Source organism: Pseudomonas sp. UBA6315, assembly GCF_002438125.1.
GTDB lineage: Bacteria > Pseudomonadota > Gammaproteobacteria > Pseudomonadales > Pseudomonadaceae > Aquipseudomonas > Aquipseudomonas faucium.
The window spans coordinates 14185-36420 of the sequence record NZ_DJTF01000034.1 but is presented as its reverse complement, the minus strand read 5'-3'; the positions used below and the strand labels follow the sequence as shown (position 1 = coordinate 36420).

General features: G+C 65.4%; 20 protein-coding genes. 11 read left to right on the top strand and 9 right to left on the bottom strand.

All coding sequences use genetic code 11. From position 1 onward, the window contains the following. A partial coding sequence (locus B3E94_RS04375; RefSeq protein WP_286912462.1) for a phasin family protein occupies positions 1-352 on the bottom strand: 352 nt, incomplete at its 3' end. Between the two features lie 178 nt (positions 353-530). On the opposite strand from B3E94_RS04375, the gene B3E94_RS04370 reads away from it, so the two are divergent. Continuing rightward, entirely contained in the window at positions 531-5222 is a 4692-nt protein-coding gene (locus B3E94_RS04370; protein WP_286912461.1) for a DUF6543 domain-containing protein, read from the top strand. 12 nt (positions 5223-5234) lie between these two features. Here B3E94_RS04370 and B3E94_RS04365 read toward each other — a convergent pair whose 3' ends face one another. After that, the gene (locus B3E94_RS04365; RefSeq protein ID WP_176514057.1) at positions 5235-5510 is read right to left on the bottom strand and encodes a polyhydroxyalkanoic acid system family protein; all 276 of its coding nucleotides are present in this window, start codon (positions 5508-5510) and stop codon (positions 5235-5237) included. 124 nt (positions 5511-5634) lie between these two features. Between B3E94_RS04365 and ubiE the strand changes: the two genes are divergently transcribed. The 10 genes from ubiE to B3E94_RS04315 all read left to right on the top strand — a co-directional run bounded on the left by ubiE (position 5635) and on the right by B3E94_RS04315 (position 13271). Continuing rightward, positions 5635-6405 (top strand): bifunctional demethylmenaquinone methyltransferase/2-methoxy-6-polyprenyl-1,4-benzoquinol methylase UbiE, encoded by a 771-nt coding sequence (gene ubiE, locus B3E94_RS04360; RefSeq protein WP_236193527.1) that lies wholly within the window; start codon positions 5635-5637, stop codon positions 6403-6405. Further along, positions 6405-7028 (top strand): ubiquinone biosynthesis accessory factor UbiJ, encoded by a 624-nt coding sequence (locus tag B3E94_RS04355; protein WP_176515048.1) that lies wholly within the window; start codon positions 6405-6407, stop codon positions 7026-7028. Before ubiE ends, B3E94_RS04355 begins: the two co-directional genes overlap by 1 nt. Further along, the gene (gene ubiB / locus B3E94_RS04350; protein WP_176515046.1) at positions 7025-8647 is read left to right on the top strand and encodes a ubiquinone biosynthesis regulatory protein kinase UbiB; all 1623 of its coding nucleotides are present in this window, start codon (positions 7025-7027) and stop codon (positions 8645-8647) included. The genes B3E94_RS04355 and ubiB overlap by 4 nt, the downstream gene beginning before the upstream one ends. A gap of 73 nt (positions 8648-8720) precedes the next feature. Next, positions 8721-9113 carry a phosphoribosyl-AMP cyclohydrolase gene (gene hisI, locus B3E94_RS04345; protein WP_176515044.1) on the top strand — a complete coding sequence of 131 codons (393 nt, stop codon included), beginning with the start codon at positions 8721-8723 and terminating at the stop codon, positions 9111-9113. A gap of 1 nt (position 9114) precedes the next feature. Continuing rightward, the gene (locus B3E94_RS04340; RefSeq protein WP_236238016.1) at positions 9115-9450 is read left to right on the top strand and encodes a phosphoribosyl-ATP diphosphatase; all 336 of its coding nucleotides are present in this window, start codon (positions 9115-9117) and stop codon (positions 9448-9450) included. Positions 9451-9475: 25 nt separating this feature from the next. Continuing rightward, positions 9476-9763, top strand: a complete 288-nt coding sequence (locus B3E94_RS04335; RefSeq protein WP_236238015.1) for a twin-arginine translocase TatA/TatE family subunit — start codon at positions 9476-9478, stop codon at positions 9761-9763. Positions 9764-9766: 3 nt separating this feature from the next. After that, positions 9767-10117, top strand: coding sequence for a Sec-independent protein translocase protein TatB (gene tatB / locus B3E94_RS04330; RefSeq protein WP_176515038.1), 351 nt, complete (start codon positions 9767-9769; stop codon positions 10115-10117). Then, a complete protein-coding gene (gene tatC / locus B3E94_RS04325; RefSeq protein ID WP_176515036.1) occupies positions 10114-10905 on the top strand; it encodes a twin-arginine translocase subunit TatC in 792 nt (263 codons plus the stop codon). Before tatB ends, tatC begins: the two co-directional genes overlap by 4 nt. Continuing rightward, positions 10902-11609 carry a 16S rRNA (uracil(1498)-N(3))-methyltransferase gene (locus tag B3E94_RS04320; RefSeq protein WP_176515034.1) on the top strand — a complete coding sequence of 236 codons (708 nt, stop codon included), beginning with the start codon at positions 10902-10904 and terminating at the stop codon, positions 11607-11609. Before tatC ends, B3E94_RS04320 begins: the two co-directional genes overlap by 4 nt. Positions 11610-11708: 99 nt before the next feature. Continuing rightward, positions 11709-13271, top strand: coding sequence for a methyl-accepting chemotaxis protein (locus B3E94_RS04315; protein WP_286912458.1), 1563 nt, complete (start codon positions 11709-11711; stop codon positions 13269-13271). A 115-nt stretch (positions 13272-13386) separates the two neighbouring features. Here B3E94_RS04315 and B3E94_RS04310 read toward each other — a convergent pair whose 3' ends face one another. The 7 genes from B3E94_RS04310 to pip form a co-directional block, all read right to left on the bottom strand. Continuing rightward, positions 13387-14121 carry an amino acid ABC transporter ATP-binding protein gene (locus B3E94_RS04310; protein WP_176514053.1) on the bottom strand — a complete coding sequence of 245 codons (735 nt, stop codon included), beginning with the start codon at positions 14119-14121 and terminating at the stop codon, positions 13387-13389. Further along, the gene (locus tag B3E94_RS04305) at positions 14114-15076 is read right to left on the bottom strand and encodes an amino acid ABC transporter permease (protein ID WP_176514028.1); all 963 of its coding nucleotides are present in this window, start codon (positions 15074-15076) and stop codon (positions 14114-14116) included. The genes B3E94_RS04310 and B3E94_RS04305 overlap by 8 nt, the downstream gene beginning before the upstream one ends. A gap of 78 nt (positions 15077-15154) precedes the next feature. Then, positions 15155-15952: a transporter substrate-binding domain-containing protein gene (locus B3E94_RS04300; RefSeq protein WP_176514055.1), complete on the bottom strand. Its 798-nt coding sequence runs from the start codon at positions 15950-15952 to the stop codon at positions 15155-15157. Between the two features lie 279 nt (positions 15953-16231). After that, positions 16232-18805, bottom strand: coding sequence for a glucans biosynthesis glucosyltransferase MdoH (mdoH, locus tag B3E94_RS04295; protein ID WP_286912456.1), 2574 nt, complete (start codon positions 18803-18805; stop codon positions 16232-16234). Beyond that, on the bottom strand, positions 18798-20537 hold the full coding sequence (locus tag B3E94_RS04290; protein ID WP_286912455.1) for a glucan biosynthesis protein G: 1740 nt from the start codon (positions 20535-20537) through the stop codon (positions 18798-18800). Before B3E94_RS04290 ends, mdoH begins: the two co-directional genes overlap by 8 nt. A gap of 263 nt (positions 20538-20800) precedes the next feature. Then, positions 20801-21238 (bottom strand): D-aminoacyl-tRNA deacylase, encoded by a 438-nt coding sequence (gene dtd / locus B3E94_RS04285; protein ID WP_286912454.1) that lies wholly within the window; start codon positions 21236-21238, stop codon positions 20801-20803. After that, a complete protein-coding gene (pip, locus tag B3E94_RS04280) occupies positions 21235-22206 on the bottom strand; it encodes a prolyl aminopeptidase (RefSeq protein ID WP_176514037.1) in 972 nt (323 codons plus the stop codon). The genes dtd and pip overlap by 4 nt, the downstream gene beginning before the upstream one ends. Positions 22207-22236 lie beyond the last annotated feature (30 nt).

Here is a 22236-nt window from a genome sequence, read left to right as displayed (position 1 = left end):
CGTCATGTTTAGACGGAATGCCGAGGCGATTCAAGGCGCGGCCCACCCGTGCGTCGAAAGCCTTTTCGATCTTGTCGAGCTGAACCTCGACCTTGCCGCGTACACGGCTGACTTCATGGGTCGCTTCGTCGAGCTGATGGTTGGCGGCATCGAGCTCTTTGTCGATGCGCTTCTTGCCACGTTTCTCGACGCCTTCACCGGCTTTCACCAGTTCCTGGAAGTAGTCGGAACCTTCCTGGCCGACGCGCGCATAGGCGCCGATGCCTGCCAGCCAGATCTTGCGTGCGTACCCGCGAACTTCACCCAAGGTGCTCTGGGCGTCAGCCGTCTTCTTCACATTCACTTTGGCCATGCTCTGTACCTCATGCTCATGAGTGGAGGGGAGGAACCGCCCATGGAGGTTGGGCTTGAGCATAAGGTAGTGAGGCAAATTAGAATCTTCACCCTAAGCTCGCGCTGACCTATCTACCACCGCCGCCCAAGCACCGCCGCCGAACATGCGCCTCCCTTGCCAACGGAGCGCCGATACCATGCCCCATTCACTCCCCTGCCACGCCTTCAAGCAACAGGTGGCCGCCCACTTCGCCGACCGCCCGGACCTGCGCAGCGTCATGGCCAGAGCCGCCTTCGAGGCCCTGGCAGACCGCTACCCGTGGATCCGCAGCAATCACCCGACGCTGCACTCGCTCGAGGGCATGGCCATCCTGCATGCGCCGCAAGGCCCGGATGCGGCGCAGCAGAGTGACCTGCTCGACACGCTGCTTGCGCATTTCCTGAGCGGCCGCAGCATGGCCTTGGCCGCCACCGACCAGCTCAGCCTGCAGCCCCCGGCGGTGTTCCGCGCGCAAGCACAAAACCCCACCATCGACCTGCGCATGGACGATGTGAACCAGGCGTTCGACGACATGCTGGCAACCGTTGCCCTGAGCTTTCAGCTGGCCCAGGTCAGCTTCTGGAATGGCCAGCAGGGCGACTCGCAGGTGTCGCGCCTGCGCTGGCTGGAGCAGATGCTCAAGGCAACGCTGCTCAGTGCGCTCGAACGCCAGGGCCTGGCCGAGGAGGCGAAAAGGCTGTTGTACGCGTGGCTTGCCGAAGACGGCAGCACCCCCGCCTTGCAGGGGCTGCAGCTGTCATTGCGGCATCAGGGCGTGGAGTATCGCCAGGTATCGGCGGACCTGCTGCTGATCGCCGAGCGCGACGACGCCCGCCTGGTGCTCTGGTGCCAGCCATCAGGCACTGTGCGGTGCTTCGACGACCTGCCCGGGTTTGCCCTGGCCCTGCGCGACGCGCTGGCCGACCAGCATGACTTCGACACACTGTCGTGGGCCTGCTCGCCGGTGGTGGGCGATGCCTTTCGCTACCAGGCCAGCCAGTTGCTCAACGCCATCTTGCAGGGCATCGAGCGCGTGCCGCTTTGCACGATCGCCAAGGTCAGCGAACTGGAGCGCCTCTACAGCCAGCGCTGCGACCCATCCTCGGCATTCCCGGAGCACGCCTGCATCGACCGCCAGGCGCCGGCCATCGCCCTGCCGGCCTGGCTCGCCCAGGCCAGCGCCAGCGACCGCTTCGACTACCACCGGGCAATGCTTGCGCTGGCCGCGCGCCAGGCGCTGGCAAAAGGCACGGCAGCGCCGGACGGCTTCGACGACCTGCAGCGCTACACCACCCGCCGCCTGCGCGAGCAGATGCAGGCGGACCAGCCCGGCTTGCCAGTGCCAGAGCCCGACCAACTGTTGATCACGGTTTCCCAGGTGATCGAGGCATCGTCCAGCGGGCCGGCGCGCCTGGAGCCGCTCAAGACCGTCACGCTCACCGAGCTGGCCATCACCCGCATGCGGGCGAACCTGAATGAAGTGGCCTCGGCAATCGCCACGCCCTGCACCCAGCCCAGCCAGAGCTGGCTGAACCTCGACTACCTCAATCGGCTGGTGCAAACGGTCGACGTGGGCGGCCAATACCCCCTGTACGTCCACGCCAGGCTGCAAGACCCGGTCGATAGAGACGGGCGTATCCAGCGCTTCGCCAGCGCCTGGCGCAACAGCCTGCTGCTGGACGCCCTGCAGGCCAGGATCGAGGGGCACGTGAGCGAGCCTGCCTGGCACGCACTGGCGCCATGGTGCCGGGGCGCGGAAACTGCTGCGGGTGCCGTCAAGGTAGCGCCGCTGGCCTTTCACTGCGTACCGGGCGCCAGCCGGGCGAACCGGGTGCACGGCATGTTCGTGATCGAGGTGGCCCACGCCTGGCTGCTCTATCGCCCCCTGAGCGCGACCCGCAGGCTTGTGGCCTACGCCAGCCAGGCGGACCTGATGGCCGCTATTCGTCGCGCCGGCCAATTGCAGCAAAGCGTCCTCGCCTGGCTGGATGACGCGGACCGCCCCCTCTACGACAACGGCGGTTTCAGCGTGCCCAACCTGCACCCGCACCTGGCCGAACTGGCCGAGTTGCTGGGGCCTGGCTCTGACCTGAGCTTCCAGAGCCTGGCGCAATTGCGGGCCCCGGCCAGCCTGGCCTTCAGCGCCTGGGCCGAGGACCTGCACAGCCAGCTGCTGCAAGCCCATGCCGAGGCGATGATACTGCTGGCTTCGCGCCAGAGCGCCTCCAACGCCGAACTGCGCTGGGCGATGGTGGTGCAGTTGGGCTGGATGGCGTTCAACACGGTCACCGTGCTGCTGCGCGGCCCCGCAGCCACGCTGGCCTGGTTGGTGGCCGCACTGGTCAGCCTGAAAACCGACCTGGCGACGTTGACCGGGGGCAGCCCCGGGGAAAAGGCCCTGGCCGCCTCCGACCTGGTCTTCAATATCGCCATGCTGCTGGTGCACGCACCCACAAGCTCACTGCCGCAGCCGGAGCAGCCCAGGCTGCGCCCGGCGCCCCGCCAGGCCGGCAGCGCGGCAACGCAGGAGCAGCCGCAGACCATCGCTTGGCAAGCGCCGGAACAGCAGCCTGCGCCCGCCCCCTTCGAGGTGAGCACCTGGGGCGATGAGCAGCGCATCGGCAACCTTCCAGCCGCGGCCCGCAACGCGCTGCTGCAACTGCGCGCCAACGTTGACCTGCAAGGGCTGGCTGCGCTGCAGCAGGGGCGCTTGCGCGGGCTGTACCAGGTCGGCCAGCGCTATTACGTGAAGCTCGAGGCAACCGCCTACGAAGTCGAAGAGTCCTGGACTGGCCTGCGCATCATCGGCCCCGACACCAGCAAGGGCGACTGGCAGGCATTCGGCGGCGCCTGGGACGGCTACTACATCGTCGGCCGCGAACGCAGCCGCGGGCCGTGGCTTGCGCGCTGGAACGGCGAATGGGCGATCGACCTGCGGCTGGCGGGCGGCATGCCCAGGTCACGCAAGGGCGTCATCGATGAAAACCGCAGCGCGATCATTGCCCTGCAAGACCTGCGCAAGCGCAACGATGAAACGATCATGAAGAACGAGGCTTTCCTCAAGCGCTATCTGGCACTGACCAAACCCTACGACGATGCCGCGCGGGCATTTCGCCAGGCCTTGCTGCAACACCCGGGCGTAGCCCCTGAAGACCTGCCCGAAGCACTGCAGGCACAGTTGCGCACGGTACAGACGATGCGCAAGGAGGCCCGCGCGAACCTGCTGGTCATCTCGCTGACCTATGAAAAGCAGGCCAACCTCATGGCCTCGCAAATCGAGCTGTTCACCCAGATGAGCGAGCCCCGCTTCGCCAGGCTCGACCCCCGCGGCAGTTCGGCCTATGGCCGCGGGCAGTGGGCCGAGCAATTGATCGAAACCGACCTGCACCTGTTTCACCTGTTGCTCGACCTGACCGACTACGAGGTCCTCAAGCAGCAGTCGCAGCAACTGGTGGTGCTGCCGTTCGGTGAAGAGCAAGGGCTGCTGTACCTTGCCTTTCGCGCCAACCTGGAAGCGGCATACACCACCCATGCGCGCGTACTGGCGGTCAGTGAACGCCTGGACCAGAACATCGCGCAGGCCCTGCTCGACAACACCCTGCAGTTCAAGAACAAGCAGTCCAAGCTCGAAGACATCATCGACCAGCGCCATTACTCGACGATCATCACCCGCGCCCAGGTCATCAGCGACCTGGCCCAGCTGGTGATAAACCGGGAGCAACTGACCAGCGACAACTTCGACGAGATGCTGCGCATGCAGGCAGCGCTGCGCAATCGCAACTTCGAGGCGGCATTGCTGAGCCATGATGGCCTGGCGGAGGCAAACCTGCCCGCCGAAGAACAGGCGGAAATCCTCGGCAATACACTGCGCGAGTACCAGGCCTCGCTGGGCAAGGCCAACTACCTGCTGTCGATGAACGACCCGGCACTGAACACTGCCCGCGTGGAGCAGTACATCCGCGAGGTGGCCGCATTGAAGTCGGCGGCCGAGCGCGACTTGAGCAGCGCCCTGCTCGCCAGCGAAAGCGGGGCGCCTGCACAGCCTCGGCAGTTGACCTACCGCGGGCGGCCAGGCAAACCCAAGATGATCCGCACCACGCAGGGCAGAACGATCCTGGCCGAACACACCGAGGAGCAGGGCAACCTGGCCTCGCAGACCGACCCCTTGACCCAGCAGAAGGTCCAGTACCAGCAGCACGGCGAACACTGGGAGGCCATCCCCGGCACCGCTACCGCGCACAGCAACGCCTACCTTCGACGCGTCGGCGCCAGCCTGCTGGCGCAGAAAAACGACAAGCTTGCGCTCATCGCCCGCTACTCACGCGAACCCAACAGCCTGGCAGACCTCATGGACTGGCAAATCCAGGACATGGCGGAGATCGCCCGCCAACTGGCCGCCGGCCCGGCCGATGGCAAGGTAATGGAAACGCAACTGAACGCAGCGGTGGAGGAGCTGCAAGCCGAAAAGCGCCGCCTGCTCATCGACGCCTACCTCAACACCCGGCACCCGAACAGCAAGGCGTTGGCCTACCTTCACCAGCAAGACCAGGTCGAGATCAGCCTCATCACCAGGCGCAAGCGGCTCAAAGCCAATGACTACCTGGATGTCTACAGCATCCATCGCAAGCAGCCCAGGCAGATGCTCTGGGAGGCGCACTTTCACTACACCAGCGCCCAGGCCGCGCCGCGCGCCTTCGCCAAGGGCCACTTGAAGTTCTGGGAGCCCCGGGCCATGGGCCGGGACGAACGGCTGGAACGCTCGCTCGCCCCGGCAGAGCGCATAGACATCTACCGGGGCGACCTGCGCCTGGCGCAGATAGAGGGGGTGATCCCGTTCCCGCCTGCCTGAAACCGCGCGGGGTCAGGCCAGCGCCTTGTCCAGCGCTCGCTCGATCTCGCTCTTGATGCTGGCGCCCATCATCGACAGCATCATGCCCAGCTTCAGCTCGACGCGAATGCTGTCATCGAAGATGTGCACGCTGCCGTTGGCGCCGCTGCGTGCCACGTCGACGCGGTCACCGTTCCAGGTCGCCTTGAGGTCGTACTCGCGGCTCAGCTTGTCCACCAGCGCTTCGGCCTTGGCACGGGCGGCCTCGCGGCCGAGGGAGTGTTTGCGTTCGACGCTGATCTGGGTCATGCGGGTGTTCCTGGATATGAAGACATAATCGCCATTATGCCCGCCCCTGCCCCACGGCACACCCCGCCAAGACAAATCCGCCCGTTCGCCCTAGAATGGCGGTAATTTTTTCCGGTGAAGCGATATGAACGACCAGCGCAAAGGCGAACACGCCGAACCCACCACGCATTTCGGCTACCAGGACGTTCCCGAGAGCCAGAAGGCGAAGAAAGTCGCCGAAGTGTTCCACTCGGTGGCCGCCAAGTATGACCTGATGAACGACGTGCTTTCCGGCGGCATGCACCGCCTGTGGAAGCGCTTCACCATCGAGCTGTCGGGCGTGCGCACCGGCAACCGGGTACTGGACATCGCCGGCGGTACCGGTGACCTGGCCGCCAAGTTCTCGCGCCTGGTCGGCCCGACTGGCCAGGTGGTGCTCGCCGACATCAACGAATCGATGCTCAAGGTTGGCCGTGACCGCCTGCTCGACCGTGGCGTGGCCGGCAACATCGAGTTCGTCCAGGCCGACGCCGAGAAGCTGCCGTTCCCGGACAACCACTTCGACTGCGTGACCATCGCCTTCGGCCTGCGCAACGTCACCCACAAGGACGAAGCCATCCGCTCGATGCTGCGCGTGCTCAAGCCAGGCGGCCGCCTGCTGGTGCTGGAGTTCTCCAAGCCGACCAGCAAGCTGATGTCCAAGGCCTACGACGCCTACTCGTTCGCCTTCATGCCACTGGCCGGCAAGCTGATCACCAATGACTCGGAAAGCTACCGTTACCTCGCCGAGTCGATCCGCATGCACCCCGACCAGGAAACCCTCAAGGCCATGATGGTCGATGCCGGCTTCGACCGCGTCACCTACCACAACATGACCAGCGGCATCGTCGCCGTGCACCGGGGAATCAAGCCCTGATGCTGCTGGCAGGGCTGCTCGCCAGCGTCGAACATGGCCTGAACCGCGTCTTGCGCATGGACAGCACGGCCTTGCCGCGCCTGGCCGCGCTGGAAGGCAAGGTCATCGAGATCGATTGCCGCCAGCCGGCCCTGCAGGTCTTCATCCTGCCCGATGAAGAGGGCCTGATGCTCGCTGCCCACTGGGAAGGCGAGGTCGATTGCAGCCTGCGCGCCCCGGCCGGCAGCCTGCTGCAACTGGCCCTGGCCAAGGACAAGACCGGCGTGCTGCACACCCCGCAGGTCGAGCTGCATGGCGACAGCGCCGTGCTGCTCGACCTGTTCGGCGTGCTGCAGGACCTGGAGCTGGACTGGGAGCACGAGCTGCAGCGCTGGCTCGGCCCGGTCGCAACCGCCCTGCTCGCCGGCCACGTGCGCCTGCGCGCGCGCTGGACCCGCCAGGGCCTGGCGCGCTTCCAGCAGAACCTTTCCGAATACCTGGCCGAAGAATCGCGCACCCTGGTGGGCAAGCGTGAAGCCGAAGCCGCCTTCAGCGAGCTCGATGCGCTGAAGGTCGATATCGAACGCCTCGAGGCGCGCCTGCAGCGCCTCTCCCGATCCCTTGATACCAGCGATAACGCATGAAGCTGCTCGCCGTCCGCCGTCTCTTTCGCATCCAGCGCGTGGTGATTCGCTACCGTCTCGATGACCTGCTGTTCGACCTGCCGCTGCCCTGGTGGCTGAGGAGCCTGCGCCTGCTCATGCCCTGGCGCTGGTTGCCACGCAAGCCGTCAGAGCTCAGCCGCGGTGCGCGCCTGCGCCTGGCGCTGCAGGATCTGGGGCCGATCTTCATCAAGTTCGGCCAGCTGCTGTCGACCCGCCGCGACCTGCTGCCCACCGACATCGCCGACGAGCTGATGCTGCTGCAGGACCGGGTACCGCCGTTCGACCCGAAAAAGGCCGTGGCGCTGATCGAGGCGCAACTGGGCGCCAAGGTCGGCGAGGTGTTCAGCCGCTTCGACGTCGAACCGCTGGCCTCGGCCTCGGTGGCCCAGGTGCATGCTGCACGCCTTAAAAGCGGTGAAGAGGTGGTGGTCAAGGTGGTGCGCCCGGGCCTCAAGCCCGTGATTGCCCAGGACCTGGCCTGGCTGTTCCTGATCGCCAAGGCCGCCGAGCGGGCCTCGGCCGATGCCCGCCGGCTGCACCCGGTGGAAATCGTCGGCGACTACGAAAAGACCATCTACGACGAACTCGACCTGCTGCGCGAGGCGGCCAACGCCAGCCAGCTGCGGCGCAACTTCGAAGGTTCGGAGCTGATGTACGTGCCGCAGGTGTACTGGGACCACTGCCGCCCCAAGGTGCTGGTGATGGAGCGCATCTACGGCGTGCCGGTCACCGACATGGCGACCCTGGCCGACCAGCGCACCGACATGAAGATGCTCGCCGAGCGCGGTGTGGAGGTGTTCTTCACCCAGGTGTTCCGCGACAGCTTCTTCCACGCCGACATGCACCCCGGCAACATCTTCGTCAGCACGGTCAAGCCGTGGAGCCCGCAGTACATCGCCATCGACTGCGGCATCGTCGGCAGCCTCACCGCCGAGGACCAGGACTACCTGGCGCGCAACCTGATCGCCTTCTTCAAGCGTGACTACCGCCGCGTGGCCCAGTTGCACATCGACTCGGGCTGGGTGCCGGCGCATACCAAGGTCAACGAGTTCGAAGCGGCGATCCGCACCGTGTGCGAGCCGATCTTCGAAAAACCGCTCAAGGACATCTCCTTCGGCCAGGTGCTGATGCGCCTGTTCCAGACCGCGCGGCGCTTCAACATGGAAGTGCAGCCACAGCTGGTGCTGCTGCAGAAGACCTTGCTCAACATCGAGGGCCTGGGCCGCCAGCTGTACCCCGACCTCGACCTGTGGAGCACCGCCAAGCCCTTCCTGGAACGCTGGATGCGCGAACGCATGAGCCCCAAGGCGGTGCTTGGCAACATCTACAGCCAGGCCGAGCAGCTGCCGCACCTGGCCGGCATGACCCGCGACCTGCTCGAACGCCTGTCGCAGCCGCACCTGCAAGACCCGCAGATGCCCGAGCGGCGCCGCAGCCAGGGCGACCGCTGGGCGCTGCGCCTGCTCGGCGCTGGCCTGCTCGGCGGCGGTGCGGTGCTGGCCACCGGGGCCGCCGAAGCGGCCAGCCTGGCCGCCCCCGCCGCTTGGCCGGCGTGGCTGATGCTGGCCGGCGGCCTGTACCTGATCGTGCGCCAATAGCCAGCCGCGCTGCTGGCTGGCACACTAGCGCAAAGGGCCCGGCACAGGAGCGGGCCCGGTTTTGGAGTCGACGATGAAAGACTGGCTGGACGAGATCAAGTGGAACAGCGACGGCCTGGTGCCGGCGATCGCCCAGGACCACAAGACCGGACGCGTACTGATGATGGCCTGGATGAACCGCGAATCGCTGGCGTTGACCGCCGCCGAACAACGCGCCATCTACTGGTCGCGTTCGCGTGGCAAGCTGTGGCGCAAGGGCGAGGAATCGGGGCATGTGCAGAAGTTGCACGAAATGCGCCTGGACTGCGATGCCGACGTGATCATCCTGATGGTCGAGCAGCTGGGCCATATCGCCTGCCATACCGGCCGTGAAAGCTGCTTCTACCGCGTCTACCAGGACGGCCAGTGGCAAACCGTCGACCCGGTGTTGAAAGACCCGGATGCCATCTACAGCGCAGGACACTGACATGAGCGACACCCTCACCCGCCTGGCCGAAGTGCTCGAACAACGCAAGCACGCGGCGCCCGACAGCTCCTACGTGGCCAGCCTGCACCACAAGGGCCTGAACAAGATCCTCGAGAAGCTCGGCGAAGAGTCGGTGGAGACCATCATCGCCGCCAAGGATGCCGCGCTCAGCCAGGATTACAGCGATGTCATCTACGAAACCGCCGACCTGTGGTTTCATAGCCTGGTCATGCTCAGCGCGCTGGGCCAGCATCCACAAGCCGTACTCGATGAGCTGGAGCGCCGTTTCGGCCTCTCCGGGCATGATGAAAAGGCCGCGCGGCAGCCGTCGGCCTGACCGAATAGCATTCTAGGAGAGCACCATGGGTATTTTTGACTGGAAACACTGGATCGTCCTGCTGGTCGTCGTGGTCCTGGTCTTCGGCACCAAGAAGCTGAAGAACTTCGGCAGCGACCTGGGCGAATCGATCAAGGGCTTTCGCAAGGCCATGAACGAAGAAGAGAACAAGCCGGCCGAACAGACCCCGCCGCCAGCCCAGCCGGTTCCACCGGTGCAGGCCACCCAGCAGCAAGCCGCCGCGCCGCAGGCGCAAGGCCACACCATCGAGGGCCAGGCCCAGCCGGTCCAAGAGCCGCAGCGGAAAGACTGAGCCATGTTCGGCATCAGCTTCAGCGAACTGCTGCTCGTCGGCCTGGTGGCCCTGCTGGTGCTCGGCCCCGAGCGCCTGCCCGGCGCCGCGCGTACCGCGGGGCTGTGGATCGGCCGGCTGAAACGCAGCTTCAACGCGATCAAGATGGAGGTCGAGCGCGAAATCGGCGCCGACGACATCCGCCGTCAGCTGCACAACGAGCACATCCTGCAGATGGAAGAGGAAGCCAAGCGCATCCTCAACCCGCTGGCCCCGCCTGCCCAGCCGCCCGCCGCCGCGCCCACGCCAGCACCTGCAGCGCCGCCGGCTGCGCCTGAGCAGCCCGAACAGCCTCAACCGCCGCGAGCCCCATGAGCGAAAATCCGCAAGACGACCAGCCGATGCCGCTGGTTTCGCACCTGACCGAACTGCGCACCCGCCTGCTGCGCTGCGTGGCGGCGATCTTCCTGATCTTCGCCGGGCTGTTCTCGTTCGCCCAGCAGATCTACACCCTGGTCTCGGCGCCCTTGCGCGCGCACCTGCCGGCCAATGCGACGATGATCGCCACCGACGTGGCCTCGCCGTTCCTGACGCCGTTCAAGCTGACCATGATCGTTTCGCTGTTCCTGGCCATCCCGTTCATCCTGCAGCAGATCTGGGGCTTCATCGCACCGGGGCTGTACCGCCATGAAAAGCGCATCGCCATCCCGCTGCTGGTGTCGAGCATCCTGCTGTTCTATGCCGGCATGGCGTTCGCCTACTTCCTGGTGTTCCCGCTGATGTTCAGCTTCTTCGCCGCGGCCACCCCGGAAGGCGTGTCGATGATGACCGACATCGCCAGCTACCTCGACTTCGTCATGACCCTGTTCTTCGCCTTCGGCGTCGCCTTCGAAATCCCGGTGGCAGTGGTACTGCTGGTGTGGATCGGCGTGGTCGATGTGCAATACCTGAAGAAGATGCGCCCCTACGTGATCATCGGCTGCTTCGTGGTCGGCATGATCCTCACCCCGCCGGACATCTTCTCCCAGACCTTGCTCGCCGTGCCCATGTGGTTGCTGTTCGAAGTGGGCGTGCTGTGCGGCAGCCTGATCCGCAAGCGCAGCCACGAGCCCGAGCAAGCCACGGACGACCACAACGACCAGCCGCCTGCGACCCAACCGTGAACCTGTTGCTCCTCGAAGAGGCCGACTTCGTCTCGGCCGACCGCGTCGTCCTCGCTGACCGGCGCTTCACCCACATGCAGGAGATCCACCGCGTGGCGGTCGGCGACACCCTGCGCGTGGGCCGTATCAATGGCCTGATGGGCAGCGCCACGGTGGTGCGCCTGGCGCAGCACGAGGCCGAACTTGAAGTGGCCGTCGACCAGCCGCCACCGGCCAAGCTGCCGCTGACCCTGGTGCTGGCCGTACCGCGCCCGAAGATGCTGCGCCGGCTGTTCCAGACCGTCGCCACCCTTGGCGTGCAGCGGCTGATCCTGGTCAACAGCTACAAGGTCGAGAAAAGCTTCTGGCAAACGCCCTTCCTCACCCCCGCAAGCATTCGCGAAAACCTCATCCTGGGCCTGGAACAGGCGCGTGACACGGTGCTGCCCGAGGTGATCATCGAGAAGCGCTTCAAACCGTTCGTCGAAGACCGCCTGCCCGCCATCGCCGACGGCACCCTCGGCCTGGTCGGCCACCCTGGCCCCTACCCGGCCTGCCCGCGCGCCGTCGAAGGCCCGGTGACCCTGGCCATCGGCCCGGAAGGCGGCTGGATCCCCTACGAAGTCGAACTACTGGGCAAGGCCGGGCTGTCGCCGGTGCAGTTGGGCGAGCGCATCCTGCGTGTCGAAACGGCTGTAACTGCCTTACTCTCAAGGATTTTCTGACAGACGGGTCAGCTTTGCCCCATCAAGTTTCCCCGGCGCAAGCCGATGGCCTGACAACACAAAAATATTCCGTGCTGTCTAGTTGCCGGGGAGTCGAAAATGTATCAATTCTTATCCCAATCGTTGGGTAATGTGAGCGTCAATCGCAAGCTGGGGCTGGGGTTCGGCCTGGTGCTTCTGCTGACCCTGGCCATCACATTGACCGGTTGGCTGGGCATGGACAGCATCATCAATCGCGGTGACAAGCTGGGCAACATTTCGGTCATCTACGGCTACACGCAAGACCTGCGCATTGCCCGCCAGCACTACCAACGCCAGCCCGACCAGGGGTCGATCAACGAACTGGACCAGGCGCTGAACAACGTCGAACGTCAAGTCACGCTCATGCTCGGCCAGATCGAGCAACCCGCCGACCACCAGCGCCTGCAGCAGCAGCTCGACGCCATCCGCCTCTATCGCCAGGCGTTCACCGAGCTCAAGCAAACCCCCAGCGAGCAGATCCTGCAGCGCATGGCCGACCAGGGCACGGTGCTGTTGCAAACCAGCCAGGCAATGACCGAGTCGCAAACCAAGGTGCGTGACGCCGGCGCCCGCCAGGCCAAGGCCATGCTCGCCGGCGCCACCGGCCTGGCGCTGCTGCTGGGCCTGCTGGCGGCCTGGGCCATCACCCGGCAGATCATCCTCCCGCTGCGCCAGATCCTCGCCGCCGCCGAGCGCGTGGCCAATGGCGACCTGCGCCAGGACCTGCCCAGCACCCGTCGCGATGAGCTGGGCCAGTTGCAGGCCAGCATGCAGCGCATGACCCAAGGCCTGCGCGAGCTGATCGGCGGCATCGGCGACGGCGTCACCCAGATTGCCAGCGCCGCCGAAGAGCTGTCGGCAGTCACCGAGCAGACCAGTGCCGGGGTCAACAATCAGAAGGTCGAGACCGACCAGGTGGCCACGGCCATGAACGAAATGGCCGCCACCGTGCATGAAGTGGCGCGCAACGCCGAACAGGCCTCCGAGGCGGCGCTGATGGCCGACCAGCAGGCCCGTGAGGGGGATCGCGTGGTCAGCGAGGCGGTGGCGCAGATCGAGCGCCTGGCCAGCGAGGTGGTCAACTCCAGCGAGGCGATGAACCAGCTCAAGGCCGAGAGCGACAAGATCGGCAGCGTGCTCGATGTGATTAAGTCGGTGGCCCAGCAGACCAACCTGCTGGCCCTCAATGCCGCCATCGAGGCGGCCCGGGCCGGCGAGGCCGGCCGTGGCTTTGCCGTGGTGGCCGATGAGGTGCGCAGCCTGGCCCAGCGCACCCAGCAGTCCACCGAAGAGATCGAAGAGCTGATCGCCGGCCTGCAGAGCGGCACCCAGCGCGTGGCCAGCGTCATGGACGCCAGCCGCCAGCTCACCGACAGCAGCGTCGAACTGACCCGCCGCGCGGGGACTTCGCTGGATACCATCACCCGCACGGTGTCGTCGATCCAGGCGATGAACCAGCAGATCGCCACGGCGGCCGAGCAGCAGAGCGCGACGGCCGAGGAGATCAACCGGAGCGTGATGAATGTGCGGGATATTTCCGACCAGACGTCGGCGGCGAGCGAGGAGACGGCCAGCTCCAGTGTCGAACTGGCGCGGCTGGGGACGCATTTGCAGGGGTTGGTGGGGCGGTTCAGGCTCTGACTTGACTGTACCGGCCCCTTCGCGGGCCAAGCCCGCTCCCACAGCTACCGCGCACACCATGAGGCTGGTGGTGTACCTGTGGGAGCGGGCTTGCCCCGCGAAGGGGGCGACGCGGTTACAGCACCTGGCGCAGGAAAGCCTGGGCCCGTGGGTCTCTAGGCGAATCGAAGAACGCCGCCGGCGCCGAGTCTTCCAGCAGCTTGCCGTGATCGAAGAACAGCACGCGGTCCGCCACTTCCCGGGCAAAGCCCATTTCGTGGGTCACGCAGACCATGGTCATGCCTTCCTGGGCCAGGGTCTTCATCACATCCAGCACCTCGCCGACCATTTCCGGGTCGAGCGCCGAGGTCGGCTCGTCGAACAGCATCACCTTGGGCTCCATGGCCAGGGCCCGGGCGATCGCCACCCGCTGCTGCTGGCCACCGGAGAGGCGCGACGGGTACTCGTTGGCCTTCTGCGAAATGCCCACCTTCTCCAGCAACGCCCGGGCCTTGGCTTCGCGGTCGGCCTTGTTGCGCTTGCGCACCACCTTCTGTGCCAGGCACAGGTTCTCCAGCACGGTCATGTGCGGGAACAGGTTGAAATGCTGGAACACCATGCCGACTTCGCGGCGGTAGGCGTTGATGTCGGTCTTCGGGTCGTCCAGGCGCAGGCCGTCGATGGCCACGTGGCCTTCGTCGAAGTGCTCCAGGCCGTTGAGGCAGCGCAGGAAGGTCGACTTGCCCGAACCGGACGGGCCGAGCACCACCACCACTTCGCCCTTGGCCACTTGCGTGGTGACGTTGTCCACCGCGCGCACCACCTGGCCACGGGTGTCGAAGACTTTCAAAAGGTCACGGACTTCAATCACTTTGCGCAAGCCTCCGCTCGAGCCGGCTGGCCAGGTGCGACAGCGGCAGGTTGATCAGCAGGTACAGGCCTGCCACGCAGAACCAGATCTCGAAGGTCGAGAACGAGGTGGTGATGGCCTCGCGGCCGCTCTTGGTCAGTTCGGTGATGGCGATCACCGACACCAGCGAGGTGTCCTTGACCAGGCTGATGAACTGCCCGGCCAGCGGTGGCAGCACGCGCTTGAACGCCTGCGGCAGGATCACGTGGCGCATCGACTGGCTGGCATTGAGGCCCAGGGAACGCGCGGCTTCGTTCTGGCCCTTGGCGATCGACTGCACGCCGGCACGCACGATCTCGGCCACGTAGGCACCGGTGAACAGCGCCAGCGCCGCCACCCCGGCGAACTCGCGGGAGAGGTTGAGCACCGTGCCGATGAAGAAGTAGAAGATGAAGATCTGCACCAGCAGCGGCGTGCCGCGCACCAGCTCGACATACACCGTCGACAGGTCGCGCAGGGTCGGGTTGTTCGACAGCCGGCACAACCCGGCGAACAGGCCGATCACCAGGCCCAGCGCACCAGACACCACCGAAAGCCACAAGGTGGTCCACAGGCCCCAGGCCAGCGGGCCAGCCGCCCAGTGGCGGGTCACGCCGATCTGGTCACCTTCGGCGACATCGTCACCGCGGCTCAGTTGCAGGCTGTCCTTGGCCACGTCGAGCACTTGCTCATCGCCGCTCTCGTCCTTGAGGGTAACGCGCGCGTTATCACCGGAGACGACGATTTCCTGCACCGTGCCGTAACCGCTGGCACGCTGTACTTCCTCGGCCTTGTAGGCGAAGTACTGCGGTACGCGGTTCCAGCGCCACTCGTAGGACATCATCGAAGTGGCCAGGTACAGGCTGATCGCCAGGCCCACCAGGACCAGCGCGGTCAGCGCGTGCCAGGGCCACTGGGCTTTCTTGTGTTTGATCACGTGGGTACTTCCGTAAATGCGAACGCGCAGGGTTTGCCTGCGCGTCGGGGTCAAAGCCTTGGCTTGTGGCCTGGGGCCTTATTCCATTTCCTTCAGCCAGTCCTTGTTCTTGAACCACTTGTCGTGGATACGATCGTAGGTCCCGTCATGCTTGATCTGGTGCAGGAAGTTGTTGATGAAGTTGATGCTGTCGTAGTCGCCCTTCTTCAGGCCGAAGGCCAGCGGCTCGTAGGTGAAGGGTTCTTCGAGGAACAGCAGCTTGCCGGCGCCGGCCTTCTCCACTGCCACCACGTTGTACGGCGCGTCGTAGACGAAGGCATCGGCCTTGCCGTTGACCACGTCCATCACCGCTTCCTGCTCGTTGTCGTAGCCGTGGTACTTGGCCTTGGCGATCAGTTTCTTGGAAACCATCTCGCCGGTGGTGCCGAGCTTGGAGGTGATGCGGTACTTCTCGTTGTTCAGGTCCTTGTAGGTCTTGATCTCGCCCGCCAGCTCCTTGCGGATCAGCAGGGTCTGGCCGACCACGATGAAGGGTTCGCTGAAGTTCAGGCGCAGGTTGCGTTCCTGGGTCAGGGTCATGCCGCTGCCGATGATGTCGAACTTGTCGGTCAGCAGGGCCGGGATGATGCCGTCATAGGCAGTGGAAACAGCCTCGAACTTGACGCCCATGGACTTGGCCATGGCTTTGAGGATATCGACCTCGAAGCCGATGATCTCGCCGCGCTTGTTGGTCATCTGGAACGGCATGTAGGTTGGGTCCATGCCCACCCGCAAGGTGCCACGCTTGACCGCGTCGTCGATGGCGCCGGCCTGAGCGCAAGCGACCGCGACCAGCGCGGTGACGCCCACCAGCAGGCGCGAAAGGTATTTCTTCATCATCACCAAGTCCCCTAGCAAGAAAAGTAGCGAATCTTATCGTTGGCTCGGCCAGAACGGCCGGCGTGTTTTATCGGAAAGGGATGCTAACGCATGGCGGCCCTGGGACCTAGAGCCGGGGGGGACTTTGTTGGCCAAAATCCGATTGGGCGGGAATCTTCGCGGGCCCTCATCGCCGGCAAGCCGGCTCCCACAGGTTCACCCCAGTGCTTTGCATCTGTGGGGTTCCTGTGGGAGCCGGCTTGCCGGCGATGGGCCGCAAAGCGGCCCTAGGCTGGATCAGGCGCCGACGAGTGCCGGTTGGCCTTCACTCTGCGGGTGCAGCGGCAGCAGCGGCGAATGCGGGTCGTTGTTGATCGACGCGCGCCACACATCGATCCACGCCGCGTTGTGCTCGGCCCAGACCTGCTCGTGCAGGCGGGTCAGCGCCACCGGGTCGCTGAGCAAGGCCAGGCGGGTATTGAGGTCCAGCCCTTTGGGGCCGACTTCCAGCGCCTTGGCCACACGCTCGGCGCGCAGTGCCTCGATCGGTGCCGCCTGGCCATGCCGGGCGGTGGCCATGGCGCAGGCCAGGGCGTTCTGCCGCGGGTCGACCACTGCCCGCACGAAGCCGTCATGCAGGGCATGCCAGCGGTTTTCGTGGGTGTACTGGTCGGTTGCCAGCAACTCCTGCGGGGTCGCGTATTCCTCGGGGATCAGGAACAGCTTCTCGTCCTTGGCCGCCAGACCCAGGCGGGTGCGGCTGGAGATCACCGAAACCGGGATCGACAGCACCAGCGAGCCGACGATCGGCGCCAGCCACCACAGGAAGCTCGGGTTCAGCCACGCCACCAGGGCAGCCCAGGCAAAGCCCAGCAGGGTTTGCGGGCCATGCCGGCGCACCGCCTCGCTCCATGGCGTGGAGTCGTCGTCACGCTGCGGCGAGTTCCAGGTCGCGGCCCAGCCGAGGAACGCGGCCAGCACGAAGCGGGTGTGGAAGATCATCCGCACCGGCGCCAGCAGCATGGAGAACAGCATCTCCATCAGCATCGACAAGGTGACCTTGATGCGCCCGCCGAACTCGACCGCGCCCTTGGCCCAGATCAGCACGATGCTCAACAGCTTGGGCAGGAACAGCAGCACGATGGTGGTGGAGAACAGCGCAACCGCCTTCTCCGGGTGCCACTGCGGCCACAGCGGGTAGAGCTGGTAGGGCTCGATGAAGTACTGCGGCTCCATCAGCGTGTTGGTCGCCAGCAGCGCGGTCGACAGCACCAGGAAGAAGAACCACAGCGGCGCCGACAGGTACGACATCACCCCGGTGAGGAACACCGCACGGTGCACCGGGTGCATGCCCTTGACCAGGAACAGGCGGAAGTTCATCAGGTTGCCGTGGCACCAGCGGCGGTCGCGCTTGAGCTCGTCGAGCAGGTTGGGCGGCAGCTCTTCGTAGCTGCCCGGCAGGTCGTAGGCGATCCACACGCCCCAGCCGGCGCGGCGCATCAGCGCGGCTTCGACGAAGTCGTGGGAAAGAATCGCACCGGCGAACGCGCCCTTGCCCGGCAACGGCGCCAGGGCGCAGTGCTCGATGAACGGCTTCATGCGGATGATCGCGTTGTGGCCCCAGTAGTGCGATTCGCCCAGCTGCCAGAAGTGCAGGCCAGCGGTGAACAGCGGGCCATACACGCGGGTGGCGAACTGCTGCATTCGCGCATACAGGGTGTCCATGCCCGAGGCTTTCGGCGCGGTCTGGATGATGCCGGCGTCCGGGTTGGCCTCCATCAGGCGCACCAGGCTGCTCAGGCACTCGCCGCTCATGACGCTGTCGGCGTCGAGCACGACCATGTACTTGTACTCGCCGCCCCAGCGGCGGCAGAAGTCGTCGAGGTTGCCGCTCTTGCGCTTCACCCGGCGCCGGCGGCGGCGGTAGAAGATGCGACCAAAGCCCTTGGTTTCGCGGCACACGTCCAGCCAGGCCTGTTGCTCGGCCACGGCGATGTCGGTGTCGTTGGTGTCGCTGAGCACGAAGAAATCGAAGCGGTCGAGGTTGCCGCTGGCGGCCACCGACTCGAACGTGGCGCGCAAACCGGCGAATACCCGCGGCACGTCTTCGTTGCAGATCGGCATCACCAGCGCGGTGCGCGCTTCAGGGGCGATCGGCTCGCTGCCGGCACTGCTGCCGGAAATGCGGTACTTGTCACGCCCGGTGAGCAGCTCGAGGAAGCCCATCAGCGCGGTCCAGAAGCCCGCCGACACCCAGCAGAAGAGGATACCGAAGAGGATCAGGATGGACGTCTGCAAGGCATACGGCCAGACCTGCACCACGGTGTCCCACAGCGGCTGGTTGAGCACCTCGTCGAGGTCGACGAACGACCAACCCTGGTACGGCAGGATGCCCTTCATGTACCAGCCGGCGACGATGGTCTGGCCGATCATCAGGGCCAGCAGGATGTAGCGGCGGATCGAGCCGACCGTGCGCCAGCGCGCCTTGGGCAGCTCGCGCTGCTCCGGCTGCGGGGCGTTGGTGCGGCCGGTCAGGCGCCGCCACATGCGGATCAGCACGTTGGTGCGCCATGGCTCGGGCACCACCTTGGTGCGCTTGATCGGCGGCGCGATCTTCAGGCACAGCCGGCCGCTGCCGTCGACGCCGAGCATTTCGGCGTCTTCCAGCTCGGCGGCGCTCCCCACGGTCAGGCGCGCGCCCACCGAGGCCTGGACGGCCTCGGCGGTGTCGGCGGCAGGGTTTGCCGCCAGGCGTTGGTGCAGCTCACCGAACGACGTGCAGCTGGCGAGTTCCGCGCGCTGCTCATCGCTCAGTGGGAGGTGGGCCAGGTACTCGCCAAGCGATTCTGGCCTTGCGCTTGAGTTACTCATCGGCAGGCAACTGATAGCTCCAGGTCTCGGTCAGCACTTTTTCGGTGGTGGCCGGCGACCCGTTGGTGGGCGCCGCATCGGCGGCAGGTTGTTCGGCCTTGGCTGGCTCCTGCGCCTTGGCGGTTTTTTCGTGCTTGGCGTGCTTGGCAGCGGCCTTGTCCTGCTTGCTTTCCTGGGCAGGCTTGGCCGGCTCGACCGGCACGTCACGTACCAGCGCGGCGCGCATTTCGGTGGCCTTGTTGGCTTCCTTGACCTTCAACCGCAGGGTCAGGCGCCAGCCTTTGGTTTCTGGGTTATAGCGCAGATTGTTCTCGACCACCTCGGCATTGTCGCCAACGCTGATCTGGCTGCGCACCGCGGTGTCTTCCGGCAGGGCGGCCAGGGCCGGGCCTGCGAAGTCGACCAGGAAGGCCACGCTGCCGTCTGGCTGGCGAATCAGGTTGGACTGCTTGACGTCACCGGTGGAGCGCAGGGTCTGCTTGACCCAGCCCAGGTCCGGTGCCTGGAACTGCTGCTCGTCGATGGTCCAGTGCAGGCGGTAGGCGTACTCGACCGGCTTGCCTGGCTCAGGCAGCGTCTCGGGGCTCCAGAAGGCCACGATGTTGTCGTTGGTTTCGTCGGCGGTCGGGATCTCGACCAGGTCGACGGTGCCCTTGCCCCAGTCGCCCTTAGGCTCGATCCAGGCGCTTGGGCGCTTCTGGTAGTTGTCGTCGAGGTCTTCGTAGTCGCTGAAGGCGCGCTGACGCTGCATCAGGCCGAAACCACGCGGGTTCTCGACGCTGAAGTTGCTCACGGCCAGGTGTTTCGGGTTGTTCAGCGGGCGCCACAGCCACTCGCCGTTGGCTGCGTGGATCGACAGGCCTTCGGAGTCATGCAGGGCCGGGCGGTAGTTGAGGACCTTGGACGGCTGGTTGGGGCCGAACAGGTACATGCTGGTCAGCGGCGCGATACCCAGGCGGCTGACGTGGTCACGCAGGTACACGCGCGACTGCACGTCGACCACGGTGTCGCTGCCCGGACGCAGGATCAGCTTGTAGGCGCCGGTGGAGCGCGGCGAGTCGAGCAGGGCGTAGATCACCAGGTGCTTGTCGGCCGGCTTGGGCTTTTCTACCCAGAACTCGGTGAAGCGCGGGAATTCCTCGCCCGACGGCAGTGCGGTGTCGATCGCCAGGCCACGGGCCGACAGGCCGTACACGTGGCCCTTGCCGACCACGCGGAAGTAGCTGGCCCCCAGCAGGGTCATGATCTCGTCCTGCTTGTCGGCCTTGTTGATCGGGTAGAGCACGCGGAAACCGGCGTAACCCAGGTTCTTGGTGGTTTCCGGGTCGTGCGGCACGTCACCGAACTCGAAGCGGCTCGGGTCGTACTTGATTTCCTCGACCTTGCTCGCCGTGACTTCGTTGATCTTCACCGGCGTGTCGAAATGCATGCCCTGGTGATAGAACGACAGCTTGAACGGGGTCTTGTCCTTGGCCCACTCGGCCTTTTCCTGCAGGAAGTGAATCTTCTGGTAGTCGGCGAACTTCATGTCGCGGAAGACTGCCGGCAGATTGCTTTTAGGTGCTTCGTACTTCTGGCCGGCCAGATCCTTTGCCTTGGCTGCAACATCGTCAAGATTGAATGCCCACAGCTGGCCCGCGCTCATCAGGCCGACCAGTGCGACACTGGCCATCAGGGCCTTGCGCAGCCGAGTGCCGGGGATACTTGATGCTTTTTGGGGACTAACAATCACGAGCAACCCTCGCCGAAAACAGATCATGAAACCAACGGCCAGCGACAAATGCCGGGTTGGCGAGCACTGTTCGGACCCCGTGAGGGCGTAATGATTCCCCAAACGGATCCAGACAATGCTCGAGTCAGAGTGAAACGAACCTGCGAACGCAGGCCCACGCAGCGCGCGATTATCCAGCAGGATGCGTTACAACGCATCAGGCTGAACCAACTATTTATCGTACAAAACCCCTTGTTTTCCTATAAACAAAGGGTTTTTTTACCTCATATTTGTAACAGAAATGTCACCGGGCCATCATTGACCAGGTGCACCTGCATGTCAGCCCCGAAACGCCCGCTGCCGACAACCGGGTGCTGGGCCTGGGCTTGCTGCAGCAAGTAGTCGAACAGCTCGGCGCCCAGCGCCGGTGGTGCGGCGCTCGAGAAGCTCGGGCGCATGCCGCTGCGGGTGTCGGCGGCCAGGGTGAACTGGGACACCAGCAGCAAGCCGCCGCCCACATCCTTGAGCGACAGGTTCATCTTGCCCTGCTCGTCGCTGAACACCCGGTAGTTGAGCAGCTTGTGCAACAGCTTATCGGCATGCTCGCGGGTATCTTCAGGCTCGACCGCCACCAGCACCAGAAGGCCCTGGTCGATGGCGCCGACGATTTCGCCGGCCACCTCTACCCGCGCGCCGCGCACGCGCTGCAACAGCCCCTTCATGCTTCTTCCAGGGGCAGGTCGAGCAGGCGCCGGGCCATCTGGTCGGCCGCGCGCACCAGCGCGTCGGTGATGCCCGGCTCGGACGCGGCGTGGCCGGCGTCGCGGATCACCTTGAGCTCGCTGTTGGGCCAGGCCTGGTGCAGCGCCCAGGCGTTGTCCAGCGGGCAGATCACGTCGTAGCGGCCATGCACGATCACCGCCGGCAGGTGGGCGATCTTGGGCATGTCGCGGATCAGCTGGTCGGGCTCGAGGAAGGCATCGTTCATGAAGTAGTGGCATTCGATGCGGGCGATCGACAAGGCCCGCTGCGGCTCGGAGAAGCGGTCGACCACCAGCGGGTTGGGGCGCAGGGTGGCAGTGCGGCCCTCCCAGGTGGACCAGGCCTTGGCGGCATGCATCTGGGCGATCTGGTCGTTGCCGGTGAGGCGCTTGTGGAAGGCCTTGACCAGGTCGCCGCGCTCCTCCGCCGGGATCGGCGCGATGTAGTCCTGCCAGTAGTCAGGGAACAGGCGGCTGGCGCCTTCCTGGTAGAACCACTGGATCTCCTGTGGGCGGCACAGGAAGATGCCGCGCAGGATCAGGCCATGCACGCGCTCGGGGTGGGTCTGGGCGTAGGCCAGGGCCAGGGTCGAACCCCACGAGCCGCCAAACAGCACCCACTTGTCGATGCCCAGGTGCTTGCGGATGCGCTCCATGTCCTCGACCAGGTGCCAGGTGCTGTTGTTCTCCAGGCTCGCGTGGGGCGTGGAGCGGCCACAGCCGCGCTGGTCGAAGGTGATGATGCGGTACAGGTTGGGGTCGAAGTAGCAACGGCTCTGGGCATCGCAACCCGCGCCCGGGCCACCGTGGATGAACACCACCGGCAGACCTTCTGGCGAGCCGCTCTCATCGACATACAGCACATGCGGCGCTTCCACGGCCAGATCGTGCCGGGCGTAGGGTTTGATCTGCGGGTAGAGGGTCTGCATTGCGCACTCCGTGTGAGGATATTGACTGCC